The 20,527-nt window shown below is 37.4% G+C and carries 19 protein-coding genes; 2 read left to right on the forward strand and 17 right to left on the reverse strand.

The window, feature by feature from the left end:
- Positions 1-10: 10 nt before the first annotated feature.
- The 12 genes from L323_RS36805 to L323_RS36860 form a co-directional block, all read right to left on the reverse strand.
- Positions 11-2,389, reverse strand: coding sequence for an endonuclease MutS2 (locus L323_RS36805; protein WP_020816692.1), 2,379 nt, complete (start codon positions 2,387-2,389; stop codon positions 11-13).
- Positions 2,390-2,448: 59 nt separating this feature from the next.
- Positions 2,449-4,128 (reverse strand): AMP-binding protein, encoded by a 1,680-nt coding sequence (locus L323_RS36810; RefSeq protein ID WP_020816693.1) that lies wholly within the window; start codon positions 4,126-4,128, stop codon positions 2,449-2,451.
- Between the two features lie 40 nt (positions 4,129-4,168).
- A complete protein-coding gene (locus tag L323_RS36815) occupies positions 4,169-4,717 on the reverse strand; it encodes a helix-turn-helix domain-containing protein (protein WP_020816694.1) in 549 nt (182 codons plus the stop codon).
- 112 nt (positions 4,718-4,829) lie between these two features.
- Positions 4,830-5,117 carry a hypothetical protein gene (locus tag L323_RS36820; RefSeq protein ID WP_020816695.1) on the reverse strand — a complete coding sequence of 96 codons (288 nt, stop codon included), beginning with the start codon at positions 5,115-5,117 and terminating at the stop codon, positions 4,830-4,832.
- 123 nt (positions 5,118-5,240) lie between these two features.
- Positions 5,241-5,756: a hypothetical protein gene (locus tag L323_RS36825; protein WP_020816696.1), complete on the reverse strand. Its 516-nt coding sequence runs from the start codon at positions 5,754-5,756 to the stop codon at positions 5,241-5,243.
- A gap of 34 nt (positions 5,757-5,790) precedes the next feature.
- The gene (locus L323_RS36830; protein ID WP_020816697.1) at positions 5,791-6,432 is read right to left on the reverse strand and encodes a J domain-containing protein; all 642 of its coding nucleotides are present in this window, start codon (positions 6,430-6,432) and stop codon (positions 5,791-5,793) included.
- A complete protein-coding gene (locus L323_RS36835) occupies positions 6,416-7,294 on the reverse strand; it encodes a DUF5685 family protein (protein ID WP_020816698.1) in 879 nt (292 codons plus the stop codon). The genes L323_RS36830 and L323_RS36835 overlap by 17 nt, the downstream gene beginning before the upstream one ends.
- Positions 7,295-7,389: 95 nt before the next feature.
- Positions 7,390-7,953 carry a CDP-alcohol phosphatidyltransferase family protein gene (locus L323_RS36840; protein ID WP_020816699.1) on the reverse strand — a complete coding sequence of 188 codons (564 nt, stop codon included), beginning with the start codon at positions 7,951-7,953 and terminating at the stop codon, positions 7,390-7,392.
- A gap of 104 nt (positions 7,954-8,057) precedes the next feature.
- Positions 8,058-8,483: an acyl-CoA thioesterase gene (locus L323_RS36845; RefSeq protein ID WP_020816700.1), complete on the reverse strand. Its 426-nt coding sequence runs from the start codon at positions 8,481-8,483 to the stop codon at positions 8,058-8,060.
- Between the two features lie 112 nt (positions 8,484-8,595).
- Entirely contained in the window at positions 8,596-8,793 is a 198-nt protein-coding gene (locus L323_RS36850) for an LAGLIDADG family homing endonuclease (RefSeq protein WP_024833688.1), read from the reverse strand.
- Between the two features lie 26 nt (positions 8,794-8,819).
- Positions 8,820-9,053, reverse strand: a complete 234-nt coding sequence (mtrB, locus tag L323_RS36855; protein WP_004617461.1) for a trp RNA-binding attenuation protein MtrB — start codon at positions 9,051-9,053, stop codon at positions 8,820-8,822.
- A gap of 67 nt (positions 9,054-9,120) precedes the next feature.
- A complete protein-coding gene (locus L323_RS36860; protein WP_020816701.1) occupies positions 9,121-12,597 on the reverse strand; it encodes a DNA polymerase III subunit alpha in 3,477 nt (1,158 codons plus the stop codon).
- 205 nt (positions 12,598-12,802) lie between these two features.
- On the opposite strand from L323_RS36860, the gene L323_RS36865 reads away from it, so the two are divergent.
- Positions 12,803-13,411 (forward strand): hypothetical protein, encoded by a 609-nt coding sequence (locus L323_RS36865; protein ID WP_020816702.1) that lies wholly within the window; start codon positions 12,803-12,805, stop codon positions 13,409-13,411.
- A gap of 113 nt (positions 13,412-13,524) precedes the next feature.
- Here L323_RS36865 and secA read toward each other — a convergent pair whose 3' ends face one another.
- The 3 genes from secA to L323_RS36880 form a co-directional block, all read right to left on the reverse strand.
- A complete protein-coding gene (gene secA, locus L323_RS36870; RefSeq protein ID WP_020816703.1) occupies positions 13,525-16,263 on the reverse strand; it encodes a preprotein translocase subunit SecA in 2,739 nt (912 codons plus the stop codon).
- A gap of 88 nt (positions 16,264-16,351) precedes the next feature.
- Positions 16,352-16,759: a hypothetical protein gene (locus L323_RS36875; protein WP_020816704.1), complete on the reverse strand. Its 408-nt coding sequence runs from the start codon at positions 16,757-16,759 to the stop codon at positions 16,352-16,354.
- Positions 16,752-17,060, reverse strand: a complete 309-nt coding sequence (locus tag L323_RS36880; protein ID WP_014312859.1) for a YerC/YecD family TrpR-related protein — start codon at positions 17,058-17,060, stop codon at positions 16,752-16,754. Before L323_RS36880 ends, L323_RS36875 begins: the two co-directional genes overlap by 8 nt.
- Positions 17,061-17,279: 219 nt before the next feature.
- Between L323_RS36880 and L323_RS36885 the strand changes: the two genes are divergently transcribed.
- Complete coding sequence (locus L323_RS36885) at positions 17,280-18,677, forward strand: hypothetical protein (protein WP_020816705.1); 1,398 nt, start codon at positions 17,280-17,282, stop codon at positions 18,675-18,677.
- A 49-nt stretch (positions 18,678-18,726) separates the two neighbouring features.
- On the opposite strand, the gene L323_RS36890 is transcribed toward L323_RS36885, so the two are convergent.
- On the reverse strand, positions 18,727-19,266 hold the full coding sequence (locus L323_RS36890; protein ID WP_020816706.1) for an ECF transporter S component: 540 nt from the start codon (positions 19,264-19,266) through the stop codon (positions 18,727-18,729).
- Positions 19,267-20,511, reverse strand: a complete 1,245-nt coding sequence (locus tag L323_RS36895) for a homoserine dehydrogenase (RefSeq protein ID WP_020816707.1) — start codon at positions 20,509-20,511, stop codon at positions 19,267-19,269.
- Positions 20,512-20,527: the final 16 nt, after the last annotated feature.

A 20,527-nucleotide genomic window follows, 5' to 3' on the forward strand; every position in this document is an offset into this window, starting at 1 on the left:
TGGGTGTAAGTTATTTAAGCTCCACCACTGTAACACCGTTTTCGCCTTCACCCAGTTTACCAATTCTGAAGCTTTTTATATGAGGATTATGCTTCAGGTGCTGATGGAGTCCGGCTCTCAAAGCTCCGGTACCTTTTCCGTGAATAAGTGTTACTTCTCCCATACCTGCTATACTTGCATCATCAAGATACTTATCAACAACGTCAACGGCCTCACTGAGCATCATTCCACGCAAATCAATTTCAGTTGACATATTCTGTGCTTTAGAAACACCTATTTTACCCATTCCGGTTCTTTGTATCTGCTGTTTCTGCTCATCTACCAATTTAAGGTTTGATATGTGAACATTTATTTTCATAATTCCTGCCTGAACCTGTGCTTCTCCATTCTTATCCGGTAGAGATAAAATCGTTCCTCTCTGGTTAAGGTTAACTATTAATACAGTATCACCGGGTTTGAGATTTTTAGGCGGTTTCACTAGCCCCTGTCTAGGCATTATAGACTCAACCAGAGAATCATCCAAATTGTTTATACTCTTGTTAAGTCTTTGACGAAGTTCCTCAGTTTGTCTTCGAACTTCAGCCTCTTCCTGCTCTTTTGCCAGTCTTTTCATTTCTGAAACCAGCTCGTCAGCTTGACGTTTTGAATCTGTTAGAATCCGTCGTGCTTCTTCACGAGCCTTTCGAAGTTCGCTTTCCTTCTGGGCTGCTAATCTCCTTTTTTGCTCCTCCAAATCCTTTTTAAGTCGTTCCGCTTCCTGCCTGTAGCTTTCGGCACGCATTTTCTCTTTTTCGGCTTCGCTACGGTTCTTTTCTATACTTAATAGTATATCCTCAAACCTTATGTCCTCCTGAGACAGAAACTCCTTTGACCTTTCTATTATGTCATCCGTCAGACCAAGCCTTTTAGAAATGGCAAATGCATTACTCTTTCCGGGTACTCCTATAAGAAGCCTATAGGTAGGTCTCAGCGTTTCTACGTCAAATTCGCAGGATGCATTTTCAACTCCTGTAGTAGAAATAGCATATACCTTAAGTTCGCTATAGTGTGTTGTTGCCAGAGTTGTAGCACCCATCTGGTGCAGAGATTCAAGAATTGACATAGCCAGAGCTGCCCCTTCTGTGGGGTCTGTCCCTGCCCCTAACTCATCCAGCAGTATCAGTGACTTGTTGTTGACACCGCCTAGTATATCCACAATATTCTTCATATGGGATGAAAATGTACTAAGGCTTTGTTCAATGCTTTGCTCGTCCCCAATGTCCGCATAAATCTTTTCAAATACACTCATCTCAGTTCCCTCATTTGCAGGAACCAGAAGCCCCGACTGTACCATTAAAGTAAACAGTCCCACTGTTTTAAGGGATACGGTTTTCCCCCCTGTATTAGGCCCGGTAACAATCAATGAACTGAATTTTTCACCAATCCAGAAATCAATTGGTACTACTTTTTGAGGATCAAGAAGAGGGTGTCTCCCTTTTTTAATAATGATTTTGCCGGTATCATTGATTCTAGGACAAATACATTTATAATCTACTGCCAGTTTTGCCTTTGCAAAAATAAAATCAAGCCTTGCCATTATACTCATGTTTGCATTCAACTGTGGCAATATCAGAGAAGCATCCTGAGACAGCTCGGCAAGTATCCTGTCTATCTCCGTTTGCTCCTTCACTCTAAGCTGTTTTATACTGTTGTTCGCTTCAACGACCGCCATTGGCTCAATAAACAATGTTGCACCACTGGCAGAAGAATCATGCACTAACCCTGGTATATCTCCCTTGTGCTCCTGTTTTACAGGGATTACATACCTGTCCCCCCTCATGGTCACAACAGATTCTTGAATAAACTTCTGATATTTTGTGGAACGAATAATGGAGTTCAGCCTATCCTTAATAGACACCTGCTGCTCCTTAATCTGGCGTCTGATGCTGCTTAGTGCAGGGCTTGCGTTATCAGCAATCTCATCTTCGCTTAATATGCAGTTCTCAATTTTCTGTTCCAACCTCTGATTTGATTCAAGACAGGATATCAGTTCATTGACCACATTGGAGTTATTTTCATCTAGTTTATCGTTAATATATCCTTTTAGCCTTCTGGCAGCTCTTAATACTCCCGCAAGGCGCAGTAATTCGCTTGGATTAAGCACGCCCCCCATATCAAGCCTTTTAAGGGTCATCCTGATATCCGTAATTCCTCCAAGAGGCGGTGAACCCCTTTTCAATACACAACTTACACCGTCATTGGTCTCTGACAGCATTTTCTCAACCGCCCTTAAATCAGTTTGAGGAGTTAGCTCTAAAACAAGCTCCCTCCCCAATTCAGATGCGGTCAAGCCTTTTAATTTATCAATAATTTTATCAAATTCAAGTACTCTTTGAGTTTTTTCATTCATAAGATAATCCTTCCAATTCATATGAAACATCAGCTTCTATGATGATTTGGAAGTTTGAATCATGAAGATTCAAACTTTTTATGATCATCCTGACGAAGCTGTGCTCTTTTTATTTTTCCACTAATTGTTTTTGGTAATTCATCAACAAATTCTATTATTCTGGGATATTTGTATGGTGCCGTAACTTTCTTTACATAATTCTGAATTTCCTTTTTCAATTCATCCGAAGGCTGATAACCTTTTGCAAGAACAATTGTTGCCTTTACAACCGTACCCCTTATACTGTCAGGTGCACCGGTAACGGCACATTCTACAACTGACGGATGCTCAATTACAGCACTTTCTACTTCAAAGGGACTTATTCTGTAGCCCGATGCTTTTATAACATCGTCATTTCTTCCTACAAACCACAGGTAGCCATGCTCGTCCTTGTAAACAACATCACCTGTATGGTACGTGTTATTATACCACACTCTTGCCGTTGATTCAGGGTCTTTATAATATCCGCAGAACAACCCTGCGGGCTTATTGGTATCAACATCCCTTATTACTAATTCGCCTTCTACTCCAACCTGGCAGGAGTTTCCTTCTTCATCCACTACATCAATGTTGTAGGCAGGATTCGGCATTCCCATCGCACCGGGGTCTACCGGCAACCATTCATAATTTGCTACAATTACGGTAGTTTCAGTCTGTCCGAAGCCATTTAATATTTCATGTCCCGTCAGCTTTATAAACCTGTTGAAAATCTCAGGATTCAAAGGTTCCCCTGCTGTTGAACAGTGCGTCAGAGATGATAAATCATATTTTGTAATATCATGTTGAAGCATAAACCTGTAAATTGTAGGCGGAGCACAGAAAGTCTTTATTTGATATTTTTCTATTTTCTCAAGCAGATTGCAAGGATCAAATCTATCCATATCATATAAAAATTGTACTGCACCGCATATCCATTGCCCAAAAAGCTTGCCCCATGCAAATTTTGCCCAACCTGAATCGGCAACTGTCAGGTGCAGTCCATTCTCAACAACTCTGTGCCAGTACTTAGCGGTAACAATATGTCCCAGCGGATATGTAAAATCATGTATGGACATTTTAGGCATACTGGTGGTGCCTGACGTAAAATAGATTATCATATAGTCTTTATTTTGAGTATCCACTTCTCCTTCAGGCCTTATCCAGTTATCGGAAAATCCTTCTATGTCCTTATCATAATCCAGCCATTTATCCTTGGTTCCGCCAACCAATATGTACTTTTTAACAGTTGGGGAATCTTCCATTGAATTCTCAACATGTTCAATAATTGCCGAATCATTATATGCTATAATAGCCTTTACTTCTGCTGCGTTGTTTCTATATACTATGTCCTTCTTCATTAGCTGGTTTGTGGAAGGAATAAAGGTAATGCCTATTTTCATGGCAGCCAATGCAAAGAAATAAAATTCATATCTTCTTCTTAATATGAACATTACCTTGTCTCCCTTGCCTAATCCGTTGGCAACCAGATAATTGGCAGTCATGTCTGACCAGTACTTCAAATCTCCGAAAGTAAACTTCTTTTCGTTTCCGTGGTCATCGCACCACACCAACGCAAGTCTATCAGGTTCCAGTCTCGCATACTCATCTATTATGTCATAAGCAAAGTTGAAGTTAGATGGAACGTTTAGCTTAAAGTTCTCTCTAAAATCCTCATAGGATTCAAAATCAGTTTTACTCAAATATCGTGTTTCCAAACTCATTCGTATATCCTCCCAATACATTTAAACCATATTTTTTAAATTAAAGTAAAATTATCGTAAGGAATCTGGCTTCCTTACCGTCCAAGGCAATCTGTTTGTGAGGAAGTGAAGAGTTGAAATATAAAGAATCCCCTGGTTCCAAATCAAATTTTTCTTTCCCTATTAAGACCTGCATTTTCCCTTCAAGACAGTAATTAAACTCCTGTCCTTTATGAGAAACCATTTCAGGACTATTTCCCGGATCAAGTACAACAAGCATAGGTTCTATTTTTCTGTTGGAGTATTTGTAAGCAAGACTTTCAAAACTGTACTGGTCATATCTTTCAACTTTGAGACCTTCACCTTTTTTAACGTGGCATATATCATGGAGCTTTGGTGATGTTCCAGTTAAAATTTCAGTAATGTTGACCGTATAAATCTCTGCCAACTCATATAAAAGGCTGACAGGAATATCGTCTTCGGCATTTTCGTATGATTTATATTGTGCAAGCTTAACTCCCAGCTGCTCTGCAACTTCTTCCTCGGTAGACCCTGCGAGAAGCCTGAGTCCCTTTATTCTGACAGCAATGTCTTTGACTTTTTCATTCATATTTAAAACCTCCATGAGTGTTATAACAATGTAAATATTGCCTAAAAAATAACAACAATATTCTTATTATAGCATATTTAGCCAAGGAGGTTTACTATATTTTATCTATTCATTATCTGATTTTTTTTCTCAGGACGGGATACAACCAGAAACCAAGAGTCATGGTTATAAGACAGGCAGAAATACCAAAAAGAGATGGCATTGACCTTAAAAAAAGAGTTTGAAATGTTGTTTCAGAGGTTCTTTCCATATAAATGGCAGAATTGAATATAATGTACGTAAAAAAGAAGGCAATTCCCAGCAACTGAAATGCATAATGCTGCTTTAGCAGATTAACTGCGAAGCCTGCAATAAATATTATTATAAAAACTGCTATTGAATACGAAAAAGCAGGTGACATAAATAACCTCCATTTGATTTTACGCATTAAAAAAGCACTGAATACTTTACAAATATTGTAATATACTAAGTGCTTTAATACAAATTATTTCTCAGTTAAAGGAAATCAAGACTAAATAACTAATTATATTTTAAGTTTTGGTTTTAGTGTAGACGAATAAAACCTTATAAATAAAGTGTACACATAGTCGTACACTAAAAAAACTATTTCCATCAAAGCTGCAACTATATACACAGGAGCAGCTAATTCAACACCCGCCATTATAAATTCCTTTAGAAATACAAACCCAAGGAGCAAACATATATTAAAATAAACCAACTTTAATATATATTCAAAAACTCTGCTTTGCCGTCTTTCAAAATATAGTTTTAGCAGTCCGTAAACTCCAAAAAACACTATATATGGCAGTACTTCAAGTCTTGGAATCAAAACCGCCGACAAAACAGCAGATGCAGCGTAAAAAGTCCATCCTGCTTTTGAGCCGAATTCAATTATCATAATTGCACAAAAAAGCGAACTTACTGCATATAACGAAAGCCTGCTGGTAGGTAAAACAGATGCAAGAAATACACATATGACGGTAAACCCAAGAAGAATTCCGCTTAATGTAATTTTTTTGGCTCTTGTTGCGTTATTCATATCTACCTCATAAATTAAGTTTAAATCTGGAGTATTAGCAGCAAGAAATTAAATCTCCCCCACAGCACTCACACATTGAATCAGAACACCATAAACAAGTACACATATCGCAAAAGCTAGGTCCTGCACCGTATCCACGATTAGCAGCATTACCCCTGTACATGTTATTACTTACATTTATCCGGTTAAGTGCGTCCCTGTATTCATAGTTTGAAGGGTCCATGTTTACAGCCTGCTTGATATTCATTATAGCTTCATTGTACCAACCTTTTTTCATAAAGACCAGACCGCGAAGGTAAAACCATTCGGCGCTTCTGTTTTGAATGCTTTCAAGTAGTGATTCCGCAGCTGCAATGTTACCTGAATTTATATACATTCTTACCTGCCGGAAGTTGTCTCCCCCTGCATTTCCACCCGCTGCACCTCCAAAACCTGAAGCCCCGGGTGCTCCGCTTCTGCCACTCCAGCCATTGCTGGTTTTGGCGGTCTGACCTTTTCCCGTAAGATACTCATATGCTTCATTTACTTCTCTGAGTTTTTCTTCTGCGAGTTTGGAAAGAGGATTATCCTGATATTGATCCGGATGATATTTCTTTACCTGTTCTCTGTATGCTTTTTTTATTTCTTCTTCTGATGCTCCCTCACTTACTCCTAGTACTTCATATGGATTTTTCACCTTTACCACAACTCCTCTGGCACAATATTTTATCCGTTTTACTTAACATACCTATATATAAAATGTTCTCCAATATTCCTTTGTTTTCTTTTAAACTAAGCAATTCAAATGCCTTGGATGCTTCCTGCAAGCAATATAATACCGTAAACTCCGCCTGACTCTTGATTTCATTCTTAAAAACCGCTAAATTTTGTCCCGTGTAATTGAACTTAGTAAGAAACGGGTTGTAGCTGGAATTTTTCATATCGTCTTGCATATCGTCAAAAGCATCCACCAAATATATCCATTTCCCGATATTATAACCCATCCATCTTAAAATTTGTCTGGTTTTATCATCTAGTCTATCGTAGTCCAAAACCTCTTCCATCAGCTTTGCAAAAGGTTCTGCTGCAGCATCTATGGAATTGCACTTTTCCTTTTCAAGAATAGACAAGTCGCTTAGTCTTTGGTTAATTATAGCACACTTTTGCGGATATTCCACAACTAACTTTCCATATGCTCTTTTAAAAGCAGCCATACCCGCCAGCGCTATTTTCGATTTGTCATCATTCCACTTATCTTTCATATTATTATACGCTAAAATGATATTTATGTCGGAAGAATAATCAATAATTTCATTATGGGTTACAAAAGATTTTTTAAATGGATGAACAATACACCTTTCCTTGGTGAGACCTGTTTTTATATTAAGTACAGAACCTAAAAGGAGTGCCAGAAAAGCGGCATCATAAGTCAGCGTCATTCTTTTAATCTGTCCGTGTCTTTTGCCTATTGATTTACACACACCGCAATAATACGCCCTGTAAATGTCAAATTCTTTTATTTTTAATTCCGGTTTTTCCGGCATTATATAACCGAACATTTTATCCTCCGTTGATAAACACTGCTGCGACCTTTTAAAACCACTATTATTTTAAAAAGGTACACAAAATGTGTACCTTTACATATAGCTGCAATTTACTTGTTTTTTTTCTCATTATAATCCTTGGAGAATCTAAAATAAATAATTATATACATTGTTAGTGCAAACAACGTACAAGCTACTGCCAAACCTATTGCAACATAAATAGCATTTAATGCATAATCGCTGTCGCCAGCTACAATTTTAAGTATAATAGTTGCCAGTATTGCAAAATAAAATATCACTGTGGCTAACTTACCGTACCAGTTGGCTCCTATAACCGTTCTTCCCTTTTTATACACCATTATACCGCCCACTAGCATTAAAGACTCCTTAATTACAACAATAACCAAAACAACTAAAGGTATAAATTTATGTAGTACAAGAAAGACCAATGCTGTTATCTGCATAAGCTTATCAGCCAAAGGGTCAAAAACCTTACCCCATTTTGTAATTAAATTATACTTTCTGGCAATATAGCCGTCAAGTACATCTGTAAACCCGCCAAAAGCGAATAAAATAATGGCTATAGTATATTTTTCACAGTAAATAAAGTAACCTAGAAAAGGCACTAATATGAGTCTTAAAAATGTTAAAGCGTTTGGAATATATTTTCTCACCAGTACACCACCTGATTACCAATATTAGAGTAAATAGCACACATAGTTTATCATAATGTGTCATTTAAATGCAATAACTTCTTATTTCTTCAACTTACATAACTTTAGTCATCCCTTGCCGCTTTTTCAATGATTTCATAAAGTTCGGGAAAATGTTTTTGCAAGTTTATAGGCTTTAAATCACAGGTGGTCCAAACATGAGAGGTTTCTCCCGTTGTAATAGGATTTTCCATATTATCCGATTTAAATACCTCATATTTAAAATTCAGTCTAGCTTTTGAGTAACTTTTGATACTTGTCCTTACTATTATATTATCCTCATATGTAGATGAGTTGATATATTTACAATGCAACTCCAATAGGGGCAACATTATCCCCAATGATTCCACACGTGAATAAGATATTCCGCTTTGTTTTATAAATTCTGTTCTGCCTACTTCAAACCATACGGGGTAATTAGAATGGTGAACAATGCCCATCCTGTCTGTTTCAGCATACCTGACTGTTAACGGTACATCTATATATAGCATACGATCATTCTCCTTAAAAAGTATGATAATTATTTTACAAATAATAATATTTTTGTCTTATAAGCAGTAGTAGCTCCGGGCAAAAGCTCGGAGCTACTATCATTCATTTTTATTAATAACCCGTTTCAATGATTACGCTATGTGCTTCTTCCACCTCTGCTTCAGGAACGAGAACTTCATAATAATTGTCATTATTTTCATGATTTTTACTTATAGGTCTCAGTTTCACAAGAATACCCTCATTGGACAAAAGCTCCTGAAGCTGATTAGCAACATCTTTGCTTTGGGCCATATATACCACTGTCCACATTATCATCTACACTACCTTTCAAATTGTTATTCACCGCTTTGAATAGTACCATATCTGCAATAAACAGTGGCCTTGCCCCTTATTTTTATCGCAGAAGTATTCTCTGTAAATTGCGCCAAAAGAACTTCGCCCTTATCCAACTTCTCGGTATGATGAAATTTTGTATCCCTTCCACGCGTTAACCCGATAATCGTGACCCCGTTTTCCCCAGCTTTAATAGCAACGTACTCACCAGATAACTTATCCTCCAGGTTGTCCATATATAACCACCTCGACACTTATATTATATTATTTTGTACAAAAAATCAATATTTGGCTACTTATTCGTTATTTTAATACTACATTTTCTTGGCCTAGCCTGTTTACTAATTCTTCCATTATTACATTATTGACATATATCCAGTATTGCCTGTCAAGTTTTTTAAAAAAATTTTGATTTTTTTTTGCAACATAAGTTGGAGTAGCACCCGAAAAATATTTTAACAATGCTCTCAAAGCTGCCCCATCCTCCTTTGGAAGCTGTTCAGGCAAAGTTAAATAAAGCCCCTTCTCCTGAAGACCCTTTATAGGCAGAACTTCCTCCGCAATTATTTTAGGCTGTTCGTCCTCTCTCACACTTAGTCTGCCGTTTACAATGATTAAACTTTCCTGCTGTAATAGCTGGGAGAATCTCTCATATACTGTAGGAAAAACTATGAGTTCCATAGTACCGAACAAATCTTCAAGACCCACAAAAGCCATTAAATTGTTATTTTTTGTTGCCTTGGTCTTTTTGGATACTACTATCCCCCCTACAGTTACTCTCATAGAATCCTGGAGTTTTTTACTGCTTATCTCCATATCACTTGAATTTTCATCGTCAACAAACATATCACTGCTGTAAAGGTTAACATTTCGTTCCAATATCCCCTGGTATTCACTTAGCGGATGGCCTGATACATACAATCCCAGCATCTCCTTTTCCATTGAAAGAAGTGCATTTGCCGGGTATTCCTTTATGTCGGGAAAATCCTCCTGCAAAAGCTCCTGTGGTTCACTCATCATATCAAATATTGACAGCTGACCATCCATATTCTTTTTACGGTTCTGTGAAATTCCATCCAGAAGCCTCTCATATACCGCCATCAGTTTGGATCTGAATACATTAAGCGAGTCAAATGCTCCGCTTTTAATAAGGCTTTCAACACACCTTTTGTTAATATCACGCCCCTCTATTCTTTGACAGAAATCCAGAAAAGACTTAAATTCTCCGTTCTGTTGTCTTTCTGTAATAACATATTTTATTGCATTTTCTCCTACATTTTTAATTGCTGCCAAACCGAAACGAATATTTTTATTTATAACTGTAAATTTTACGTTGCTTTCATTAATATCCGGCGGAAGCACCTGTATGTTGAGGGTTTTACACTCATTGACGTACTGGGATACTTTGTCACTGCTGCCCAAAAAGCTGTTAATAGAAGCTGCCATAAATTCTACGGGATAATAGTATTTAAGCCATGCGGTCTGATATGCAACAACGGCATATGCTGCGGCATGAGATTTGTTAAAGGCATAGCTTGCAAAGTCCATCATTTCATCAAATATCTTATTGGCTGTAATCTCATCTACACCGTTTTTTACAGCACCCTTTACAATCTCGTTACCTTCCTCATCTGTTATTCCGTATATGAAGTTTTTGCGTTCCTGTTCCATTACGGATATCTTCTTTTTGGACATGGCACGTCTTACAAGGTCAGACCTGCCCATTGAGTAGCCTCCAAGCTCTCTTACTATCTGCATTACCTGCTCCTGATAAACCATGCAGCCATATGTTACATCAAGAATATTTTCAAGCATCGGATGGTGATACTTTATCTCTTTTGGGTTGTTTTTATTTCTGATGTATCTTGGTATCTGATCCATAGGACCCGGTCTATAGAGAGAAATACCCGCTATGATATCTTCCAGTGAGTTTGGCTGAAGTTCCTTCATAAACTGAGTCATTCCCGCACTTTCCAACTGAAATATACCTGCTGTTCTGCCCTCTCCTATCATTTTATAGACTTCCTTGTCATCATAATCGATTAGCTGAATGTCTATTTTCTTGCCATGACCTTGTTCTACCAAATCTACCGCATCACGTATTACAGTAAGGGTTCTTAGTCCAAGAAAGTCCATTTTTAGGAGTCCCAACTCTTCAAGGGGTACTGCTGTTACCTGGGTTGTCACACTGTTGTCGTTTAATTGGAGAGGTACATATTCCACTATTGGTTCCTTTGAGATAACCACTCCGGCGGCGTGTGTGGATGCATGACGCGGAAGACCTTCAAGGGTTCTTGCTGTGTCAATAAGCACCTGAGTCTCCTCGTCGGTTTCATATCTTTTTTTCAGTTCCTGATTCAGCTCCAAGGCCTTATCTATGTTCATACCTATTTGAAACGGTATCATTTTTGCTATGGCATCAACGTCCCCGTAAGGAATATCCAACGCTCTCCCAACATCTCTTATAACCGCCCTCGCAGCCATGGTTCCAAAGGTAATTATCTGTGAAACCCTGTCCTTGCCATACTTTCCGATTACGTAATCAATTACTTCCTGTCTGCGCTCATAGCAAAAGTCAATGTCTATATCAGGCATGCTGATTCTCTCAGGATTTAAAAACCTTTCAAACAGAAGGTTATACTTAAGAGGGTCAATACTGGTTATTGCAAGGGCATAGGATACTATACTTCCTGCTGCTGAACCTCTTCCCGGCCCTACCATTATACCCTGATTTCTTGCATATCTTATAAAATCCCATACAATGAGAAAGTAGTCTACATAGCCCATCTGCGATATAACTGAAAGCTCATATTCAAGTCTGTTAATTATTTCTTCCGAACAATTCTCACCATACCTTGATTTGAGTCCTTTATAACATTGCTCTCTCAAATATTCATAAGGAGTATAACCCTCCTCAACCTCAAAGCTTGGCAGGTGCAGCTTTCCGAATTCCAGTTCAACATTACACATTTCAGCAATTTTTACGGTATTTTCCAGAGCCTGTTTAACATTTTTAAAGTTATCATACATTTCCTCCGGGGATTTTACATAAACCTCATCCGTATTAAACCGCATTCTGTTATCGTCGTTAATTGTCTTGCCTGTTTGAATACATAAAAGAATCTCATGAGATTTGGCATTTTCCTTTGTGAGATAGTGAGCGTCATTTGTGGCAACCAAAGGTATTCCCAATTCCCCTGACATCTTAATAAGCTGCTGATTAACCAGATTTTGCTCGCTTATTCCATTATGCTGAAGCTCAAGGTAAAAATTTCCTTGTCCAAATATACGATTTAAATTATTAGATAGTTCCACTGCTTTTTCATAATCGTTATTCAGTATTGCAGACGGAATATCCCCTGATAAACATGCACTCAGGGCTATAATCCCTTCTGAGTATTTCTCCAAGGTTTCATAGTCTACTCTGGGTTTATAATAATACCCTTCGGTAAACCCCAGTGAGACGATTTTCATAAGATTTTTGTACCCTATCTGGTTTTTTGCGAGTAAGACAAGATGGCCGTAATTAGAGTCAATTCCCGGCTGCTTGTCCTTCATATTTCTTTTTGCAGTATATACCTCACAACCAAGTATAGGCTTAATTCCATTTTTTACGGCTTCTTTATAAAACTCTACAACTCCGTACATTACTCCGTGGTCAGTAATGGCTACGCTGTCCATGCCCAGTTCTTTAACCCTTTGTATAAGGTCTTTTATTCTATTTGCTCCATCAAGAAGACTATATTCAGTATGTACATGCAGGTGTACAAAATTCCCCATTCTATTCTCTCCAAACTATATATAAAAACATTTTATTCAAACTAACTATAATAATTATACCACAATAGATAAAACAATTTTTATGTTTTAATCAGTCGCAAAATGTCTGATTATTTCTTCAAACAGTTTGGTACAAACGGGTTTCGGGAAATATAGCGACCTAATGGAATTTTAGTGATACAATGTATCTGCGAGGTGGTAATAAGTGGAATATACAGAAGATAAAATAAATTCTTTTACAGGCATACTTAGAAAAGCAGGACTATTATCCGTAGATTTAATTTATATGATAAACTATAAACTACTATTCGGTTCAAACCTGTATTACAGACATAGAATTTCATCCTTCAGGTCCTGTGTTTTTTGCCGCAATCTGCACTACAACAAGACCATAAAAAAATACGTTTGTTCACATAAGGAATATGAAGCAAGTAGCTCTCTTGTTCCCTGTATTATTCCCGACTCATATTCAAAGCTGGTTAAAACATATAGTGAAGAGGCTTTTCAAATACCCTGGCTTTTTAAAAACCCATGTCTTAATTTTGACGTATTAGAGCCTAAGCGTTATTATCGGAATTTTCTTTCGCTGAATATGTCAAGCAGTATTATTAAATTGGAAACTCTTGAAGGTATATTGACCGGCAAATGCTATGGAGAAATTCCCTGTCATATATGTGCCTTGGTAAATAAAGACGCTTATACGGGATGCAGATATGCCTCCCGTGCCAAGGAAACCGGCAGATGCAGTATTATTTATGATAATCTCAAGGAATACTACACAAGTTATGGCTCTCCTATGACCAATGTGTCCTAAACCCTTTAATTTACGTTTTACGCCTAACCCCTATTAGTGCTTAAAATAAAATAACTCAACTTCTAACAAAGAAGTTGAGTTATTTTATTTATATTTATATAATACGTATTTTATTATTCGCCTTGACCACAGCAGAATTTATACTTCTTTCCGCTTCCGCATGGGCACATATCATTTCTTCCGACTTTTCCCTTGTTTACAACGGGTTTCTGCGGTTCGTCCCCATGACTTGCTGCAACAGGTTCTGCAACCTTTTCACGTTGAGGTGCATGTTCTCTGTCAATCCTTGCTCTAACCAGAAGTCTGATAGAATCCTCCTGAATACTCTTAATCATTTCTTCAAACATTTGGAATCCTTCAAACTTATATTCAACAACAGGATCTCTCTGTCCGTACGCTCTCAAACCTATTCCTGACCTTAATTGATCCATTGCATCAATGTGATCCATCCACTTTTCATCAACAACTCTGAGAAGTACTACTCTTTCTAACTCTCTCATTAATTCAGGAGTGTTTTCCATTTCCTTGAATTCATATATCTTATTAACAATTTCCATGAGTTTTTCTTTAAGGTCTATCTTATCCATGGAAGCCTTTTCTTCATCAGTCAGAACAAGAGCACCCTGGGGAATAAATACACTCTCAAGATAAGCTATTATGCTTGGCCAATCCCATGCGTCGGAATATTCACTTTCTGAACAGTAGTTTGCTATAACACCGTCTATAACGCTTTCAAACATTTTTATAAAGTAATCTTTCAGGTTCTCACCATCTAAAACTGTCTTTCTCTGAGCGTATATGATTTCCCTCTGCTTGTTCATTACATCATCATATTGCAAAACTCTCTTACGTACGTCAAAGTTTCTTCCTTCAACCTTCTTTTGGGCATTTTCAATTGCATTTGACAGCATTCTATGCTCTATAGGCTGATCATCTTCAAGGCCAAGTGCATTAACTATATTGGTTAATCTCTCTGAGCCGAAAAGTCTCATTAAATCATCTTCCAGTGAAATGTAAAATCTTGATGAACCGGCATCTCCCTGACGACCTGCACGCCCTCTCAACTGATTGTCTATACGCCTGGATTCATGTCTCTCAGTACCTATAATGTGCAATCCGCCAGCTTCAACAACCTTTTCTCTCTCTTTATTTATAACAGCCTTGAATTTATCATTCATTTTTCTGAACTGCTCTCTTGCCTCAATAATAAGTTCGTCAGTTGTTTCGTTATAGCTGGTTGATGCATTTATAAGTTCATCGTCATAACCCATCTTACGCATTTCCTGTTTTGCCATATACTCAGCATTACCGCCAAGAACTATATCGGTACCTCTACCTGCCATGTTAGTTGCAATTGTTACAGCTCCAAATTTACCTGCCTGAGCAATAATTTCAGCTTCCTTGTCATGGTATTTTGCATTCAATACCTGATGAGGAATACCCCTTCTTTTCAACATAGTACTAAGGAATTCGGATTTCTCAATTGATATTGTACCTATCAGAACCGGCTGACCTTTTTCATGGCACTGGACTACATCTTCTATAACTGCATTAAATTTACCAATTTCGTTCTTATAAACAACATCCGGATAATCTTTTCTTGCCATTTCCCTGTTTGTAGGGATTACGATTACATCCAGTTTATATATTGTGTTGAACTCATCTTCTTCTGTCTGAGCAGTACCTGTCATACCTGCCAGCTTGCTGTACATTCTGAAGTAGTTCTGGAATGTAATGGTAGCAAGTGTTTTACTTTCTCTTTCAACCTTTACGCCTTCTTTTGCTTCTATTGCCTGATGGAGACCGTCGCTGTAACGTCTTCCATACATAAGTCTACCTGTAAATTCATCAACAATAATTACCTCTCCGTCATTAACAACGTAATCCTTGTCCCTTTTCATAAGGCCATGTGCTTTTAATGCCTGATTAACATGGTGTGAAATTGTCATATTTTCAGGGTCGGACAGGTTCTCTATTCCAAAATACTGCTCTGCCTTTTTTATACCATTAGCTGTAATTACCGTTGTGTGTGCCTTTTCATCCACAATGTAATCTTCGTCAAATACTTCATCGGCATCAACCTTGTCATCCATTTGAGTAATTACTTTTGCCCTTAATTTTGTGGCAAAGGAATTTGCTCTTTTGTACAAATCGGTGGACTTATCACCCATACCTGAAATAATAAGAGGTGTTCTGGCTTCATCTATGAGAATGGAGTCAACCTCATCCACTATGGCATAGTTCAAGTCTCTCTGAACTCTGTCTTCCTTGTATATAACCATGTTATCTCTCAAATAATCAAAGCCCAGTTCGTTATTTGTACAGTAAGTTATATCACAGTTATATGCCGCACGCCTATCCTCATTTTCCATATCATGTACTATAAGACCTACAGTCAATCCCAGGAAGTTATATATTTTTCCCATCCACTCGCTGTCACGTCTGGCAAGGTAATCATTTACAGTTACTACATGAACTCCTTTTCCTGACAGGGCATTCAGATATACAGGTAATGTTGCAACAAGTGTCTTTCCTTCACCTGTTTTCATTTCTGAAATTCTTCCCTGATGCAATACAAGACCGCCTATGAGCTGAACTCTGAAGTGTCTCATACCCAATACTCTTTTTGAAGCCTCACGAACAACAGCAAAAGCTTCCGGTAAAATATCATCCAAGGTTTCACCATTGGCAAGACGTTCTTTAAATTCAGGTGTTTTAGCTTTAAGCTCTGTATCTGTTAATTTCTGTATCTCCGGCTCAAATGCCTCCACTTTATCAATAATCGGATAAATCCTTTTTAATTCTCTGTCACTATATGACCCGATAATTTTTTCTATAAAATTTTTAACCATAACATAATCCTCCATGACCCGTAACGGGAAAATTTTTTAAATCTGGCTGCACAAAAATAACCCATCAATTGTGGGATAATTTATAAAATCAGCAGCAAACAGGCGGTGAGGAATCAGATTGGCTAAACAAAAGCCTTCTTGGAGAAAAAGCTCTATTTATATTTGAATTAAAATAAACTAAGACCAAAAGACTAAGAATGGCAATAGAAACAGACATCAGTAACGCAAGTTCCCCATGTCTGTTATTATTTGGCATTTCCTTATTTATAGCATCTGCTGAAATTGCCTTAAAAAATGAAAGAGGTGTTCCTTTTTTACTTAAAGAGTCCTCTTTCAGTGATTCTAAAACAGAAACAGCACTTCCGCTTTCCTGAATCATATCAAGATGTGTAAGATTTACCAAGTATAAGTCAAATAAATCAGCAGCATTATAAACCCCATTTTCAGAGGCTAATGCAGATAATATGATTATACTTAAAAAAAGCTTCTTAAACATTCATTTGCCCATCTTTCTCTTGCAATCTATCAAGTACGGTATTATACCCGTCAGCACCATAAACAAGACATCTGTTGACCCTGCTTATGGTTGCCGTACTGGCTCCGGTTTGTTCACAAATTTCTGTATAGGTTCTCTTTTCCCTTAACATTTTTGCTACCTGAAGCCTTTGTGCCAAAGCCTTAAGTTCTGCAATCGTACAAAGATCTTCAAAAAAATTATAACATTCTTCCCTATCCTTTAAAAGTAAAATTGCATCAAATAGACTGTCTGTATGTTCATCCCTTAATTTGGAATTCATAATTAAAACTCCTCAACTTATAAAAGCAAAAAATATTCTGCATAAAATTATTTTATTATAAAGATACAATAACAAAAGATACAATAACAGCTTTTTATAAATCAGTCAAGGTTCTACAAAAGCTATGTATTATACATAGTTCCAATTCTATAATCACAGATAAATGAATAACTATATATTGTGCCAAGCGTATTTACCAAAGTTTATAAGGAGGAATATATGAATCGGCTTATTATGATAACCAATAAACAAAAACTTCTAATACTGGCCATATCTGTTATATTTATTATACTATCTGCCGCCTTAATTTCAATGCTGGAATTTCCAAAAACTAAAATAAATGATATTCCCACAAAGCCACAGAATCTTTCCGGTTCTCAAAAGGATAACAAGCGATTGAAGGAAATTTTATCTTCCATTGTTCCGGGGGATAATAAAATTCTGTATGAGGATGATTTCAGAAAAACAAGTAGTTCAAAAAATCCGGCTGGTACTCTGGATGTCAGGCCTGCAAACATACAGAATTCGGGAGATTCTCTTTCTTATGATACAATTTACTCTGACGAGGAGTATTTAAGGCCAATTTATGTGAATTCGTGGAAACAAGCATATTATCGCGGGTGGCTGTATCTACCTCGTAAATTAATATATGCAAGGCATAATTTGTTTGCTTACACAGGAAATTCAGCAAATATTTTAGATATAGAAGGAGAATTGGGATTCTATCCTAACATATCAATAGATAACGAAAACTATCTAAACTTCCTTATTTACGATTTTGATTTAGAAAATGCGGTTAAGCGGGGTAATAGAATTGTCTTTTTTGGAAAACCTTTAAAAAAGGGCGTTCAGATAGTATCCATTAAAAAAGAGGATATAAATAATTATGAAAATTATAACAATATAATAGTACAGCTTTGCACTCCGGCAGGCTATGAACTGGATTATCAAAATATAGCTTTGGGCAATACCGGAAAGACTCCTGAGGATTACGGGATTGATGATGATACTGTCTTAACTTATTCAGAAAATAATTCAGATTTAACTAAACAGAATGTCCGGTTGCGTCAGGAATTGACACACTATATTTCAGACTCCTCTCAGGAAATCTATTTTCAACAAAATGGAGGCTATCAGACATCTGATGTCCTTGATACAAACATAGATTTGGAAGAAGCCTTCAACAGCTCCAAGCCTCTGGGACATAAACTTCTTTACAATAACTTGAAATACAAAAGCCCGGTTTACCATCCTGACTGGAAGAAAAACTACGACCTTGAATGGTGCTATTTACCAAGAAAAATATATCTTAATATGAAAGAAATTTTTGTACTTCCTTCAGATACTGATGTGCTAAACGACTTGTATGGAGAACTGGGCTTTTTTGAAAAGAGTCCTTCCATAAACAAAAAAAATGCTGGCTTCTTTATAAAGAACTTCTCTGTTGATTCGGTACATTTGTTTGAAAACAATATAATTGTTACCGGTACGCCGTGCAGAAAAGGAGTACAGATAATCAGTATTCCTAAAACTACTTTGGCTAAAAACACAGATTTTGCAGTCAGACTGGTTACGAAAGACCTCTGTGAAATTGATGCTGACGTATTGAAAAATTAAAGGATAGCATAAAAGCCGGAAAATGTTTAAATTTCCGGCTTTCTATTATTTAACGTAGTAAATTCTTAACGGCTTTTGTCCTGTATAATACAGTAAGAAAAATCAATGCAAGGACTGCACTAAGGGCACCCTGAATCAGATTTCCCGGAAGATCTGCAATAATGCTTGCCATGCCCAGAGTAGGGTTAATCATTCTCATAACAGTTGCCTGATATATAAAATACCCTACAACCATTTCCAGTCCACCAGCTACAACAGCTACTATCTGCCTCAGGCGTGATGGAACACCATTTTTCCTACTTCCGATTGCTCCTATTATATATCCCTCAATACCCTTTATTATCAAGGTCGCCGGTGCATATATATAATACCCTGTTACAATGTCCGCTAGTGCCGAACCTATTCCGCCCGCAATGAATCCTACCCTTCTTCCTAAAAGAATAGCAGCAATCATTATGGCCGCATCTCCTATATTATAATATCCCTGAGTCATTGGACTTGGAATCTGCAAAAACGGAGTAAAGGTAATCAAAAAAACAATCGCTGTCATTAATGCACAAAGTACTAATTTTTTTGTGGTAATTCTCATTTATTCTTCAATCCTTATTCTGTTTAATACTGTAATGTCAGGGGCGGATTCAAGCTTGTCAAGCTTTGTGGTGAATTCGCTTTCTGCTATTTTACCGCTTATAAAAGCAAACTCATTGTCCTTTGCTTTGGAATGTAATTCTACAAATTCAGTTTCTCCGAATATTGATAAAATATCCTTTTTTGCATCAGCTGTGCTTTTAGCGGTTACCCTAACAAGAAATTTAGTAGTGCTTTCTTGGATGGGCAGTATATTGTTTTCCTTTGTTCTTACCCACACACCCGCTGTTCCGAAACCCGGATGTTTTGCTATGTCTATAACATCGGCTACAACAGCGCTTGCAGTAGGCAATTTTCCGGCCCCTCTTCCATAAAACATTGCATCTCCTACAGCATCACCATTAACAACAATGGCATTAAAAACATCTTCAACATTAGAAAGAGGATGTTCATTAGGCACAATGGCAGGTGAAACACGTGCAAATATCTTACCATTTGATTTTTTGCTAACGGCAATCAATTTTATAACTCCGTCTATGGCATCTGCATATTTCATGTCATCAACCGTTATCTTTGTTATGCCTTCTGTGTATATATTTTCACAATCAACAAATTCATTATACGCAATGGATGATAAAATGGCAATTTTCCTACAGGCATCATGACCCTCAACATCAGCTGTAGGGTTCTGCTCCGCATAACCGTTCTGCTGTGCTTCCTTTAGTGCAGTTTCAAAGCTTTTGCCTTCTTTTTTCATTTGGGTCAGTATATAGTTTGTAGTCCCGTTTAATATACCGGTTATACCATTTATCTCATTTGCTGCCAGACATTGGTTCAAAGGACGTATTATAGGAATACCTCCTCCTACACTGGCTTCAAACAGATAGCTGACACCATTGTCCTTTGCCATTTGCAGCAACTCCGGTCCATGAGTTGCAACAAGCTCCTTGTTGGAAGTTACAACACTTTTTCCTGCCATAAGAGCTCTTTTTGTAAATTCATGGGCAATCCTTGCCCCTCCAATTGTTTCTACTACAATACTAACTTCACTGTCATTGAATACGTCATCCGCATTTTTTGTAAGCACATCCTTATCAGGACTATCCGGAAAATCTCTTATATCCAATATCCATTTTACTTTTATGTCTGTTCCTGCACGCTGTCTTATGCTTTCACTATTTTTCTTAATAACCTCTGCAACACCGGAGCCAACAACTCCGTAACCTAGAATAGCTACATTAACCATAAAAACCCTCCTGCAA

This window comes from Ruminiclostridium papyrosolvens C7 (assembly GCF_000421965.1).
GTDB classification, from domain to species: Bacteria; Bacillota; Clostridia; order Acetivibrionales; family DSM-1351; genus Ruminiclostridium; species Ruminiclostridium papyrosolvens_A.

What these genes read in the sequence shown, in the direction of transcription:
- L323_RS36805 (WP_020816692.1), bottom strand. Translation starts at nt 2,389, where the DNA reads ATGAATGAAAAAACTCAAAGAGTACTTGAATTTGATAAAATTATTGAT.
- L323_RS36810 (WP_020816693.1), bottom strand. Translation starts at nt 4,128, where the DNA reads ATGAGTTTGGAAACACGATATTTGAGTAAAACTGATTTTGAATCCTAT.
- L323_RS36815 (WP_020816694.1), bottom strand. Translation starts at nt 4,717, where the DNA reads ATGAATGAAAAAGTCAAAGACATTGCTGTCAGAATAAAGGGACTCAGG.
- L323_RS36820 (WP_020816695.1), bottom strand. Translation starts at nt 5,117, where the DNA reads ATGTCACCTGCTTTTTCGTATTCAATAGCAGTTTTTATAATAATATTT.
- L323_RS36825 (WP_020816696.1), bottom strand. Translation starts at nt 5,756, where the DNA reads ATGAATAACGCAACAAGAGCCAAAAAAATTACATTAAGCGGAATTCTT.
- L323_RS36835 (WP_020816698.1), bottom strand. Translation starts at nt 7,294, where the DNA reads ATGTTCGGTTATATAATGCCGGAAAAACCGGAATTAAAAATAAAAGAA.
- L323_RS36845 (WP_020816700.1), bottom strand. Translation starts at nt 8,483, where the DNA reads ATGCTATATATAGATGTACCGTTAACAGTCAGGTATGCTGAAACAGAC.
- L323_RS36850 (WP_024833688.1), bottom strand. Translation starts at nt 8,793, where the DNA reads ATGTGGACAGTGGTATATATGGCCCAAAGCAAAGATGTTGCTAATCAG.
- mtrB (WP_004617461.1), bottom strand. Translation starts at nt 9,053, where the DNA reads ATGGACAACCTGGAGGATAAGTTATCTGGTGAGTACGTTGCTATTAAA.
- L323_RS36860 (WP_020816701.1), bottom strand. Translation starts at nt 12,597, where the DNA reads ATGGGGAATTTTGTACACCTGCATGTACATACTGAATATAGTCTTCTT.
- secA (WP_020816703.1), bottom strand. Translation starts at nt 16,263, where the DNA reads ATGGTTAAAAATTTTATAGAAAAAATTATCGGGTCATATAGTGACAGA.
- L323_RS36875 (WP_020816704.1), bottom strand. Translation starts at nt 16,759, where the DNA reads ATGTTTAAGAAGCTTTTTTTAAGTATAATCATATTATCTGCATTAGCC.
- L323_RS36880 (WP_014312859.1), bottom strand. Translation starts at nt 17,060, where the DNA reads ATGAATTCCAAATTAAGGGATGAACATACAGACAGTCTATTTGATGCA.
- L323_RS36885 (WP_020816705.1), top strand. Translation starts at nt 17,280, where the DNA reads ATGAATCGGCTTATTATGATAACCAATAAACAAAAACTTCTAATACTG.
- L323_RS36890 (WP_020816706.1), bottom strand. Translation starts at nt 19,266, where the DNA reads ATGAGAATTACCACAAAAAAATTAGTACTTTGTGCATTAATGACAGCG.
- L323_RS36895 (WP_020816707.1), bottom strand. Translation starts at nt 20,511, where the DNA reads ATGGTTAATGTAGCTATTCTAGGTTACGGAGTTGTTGGCTCCGGTGTT.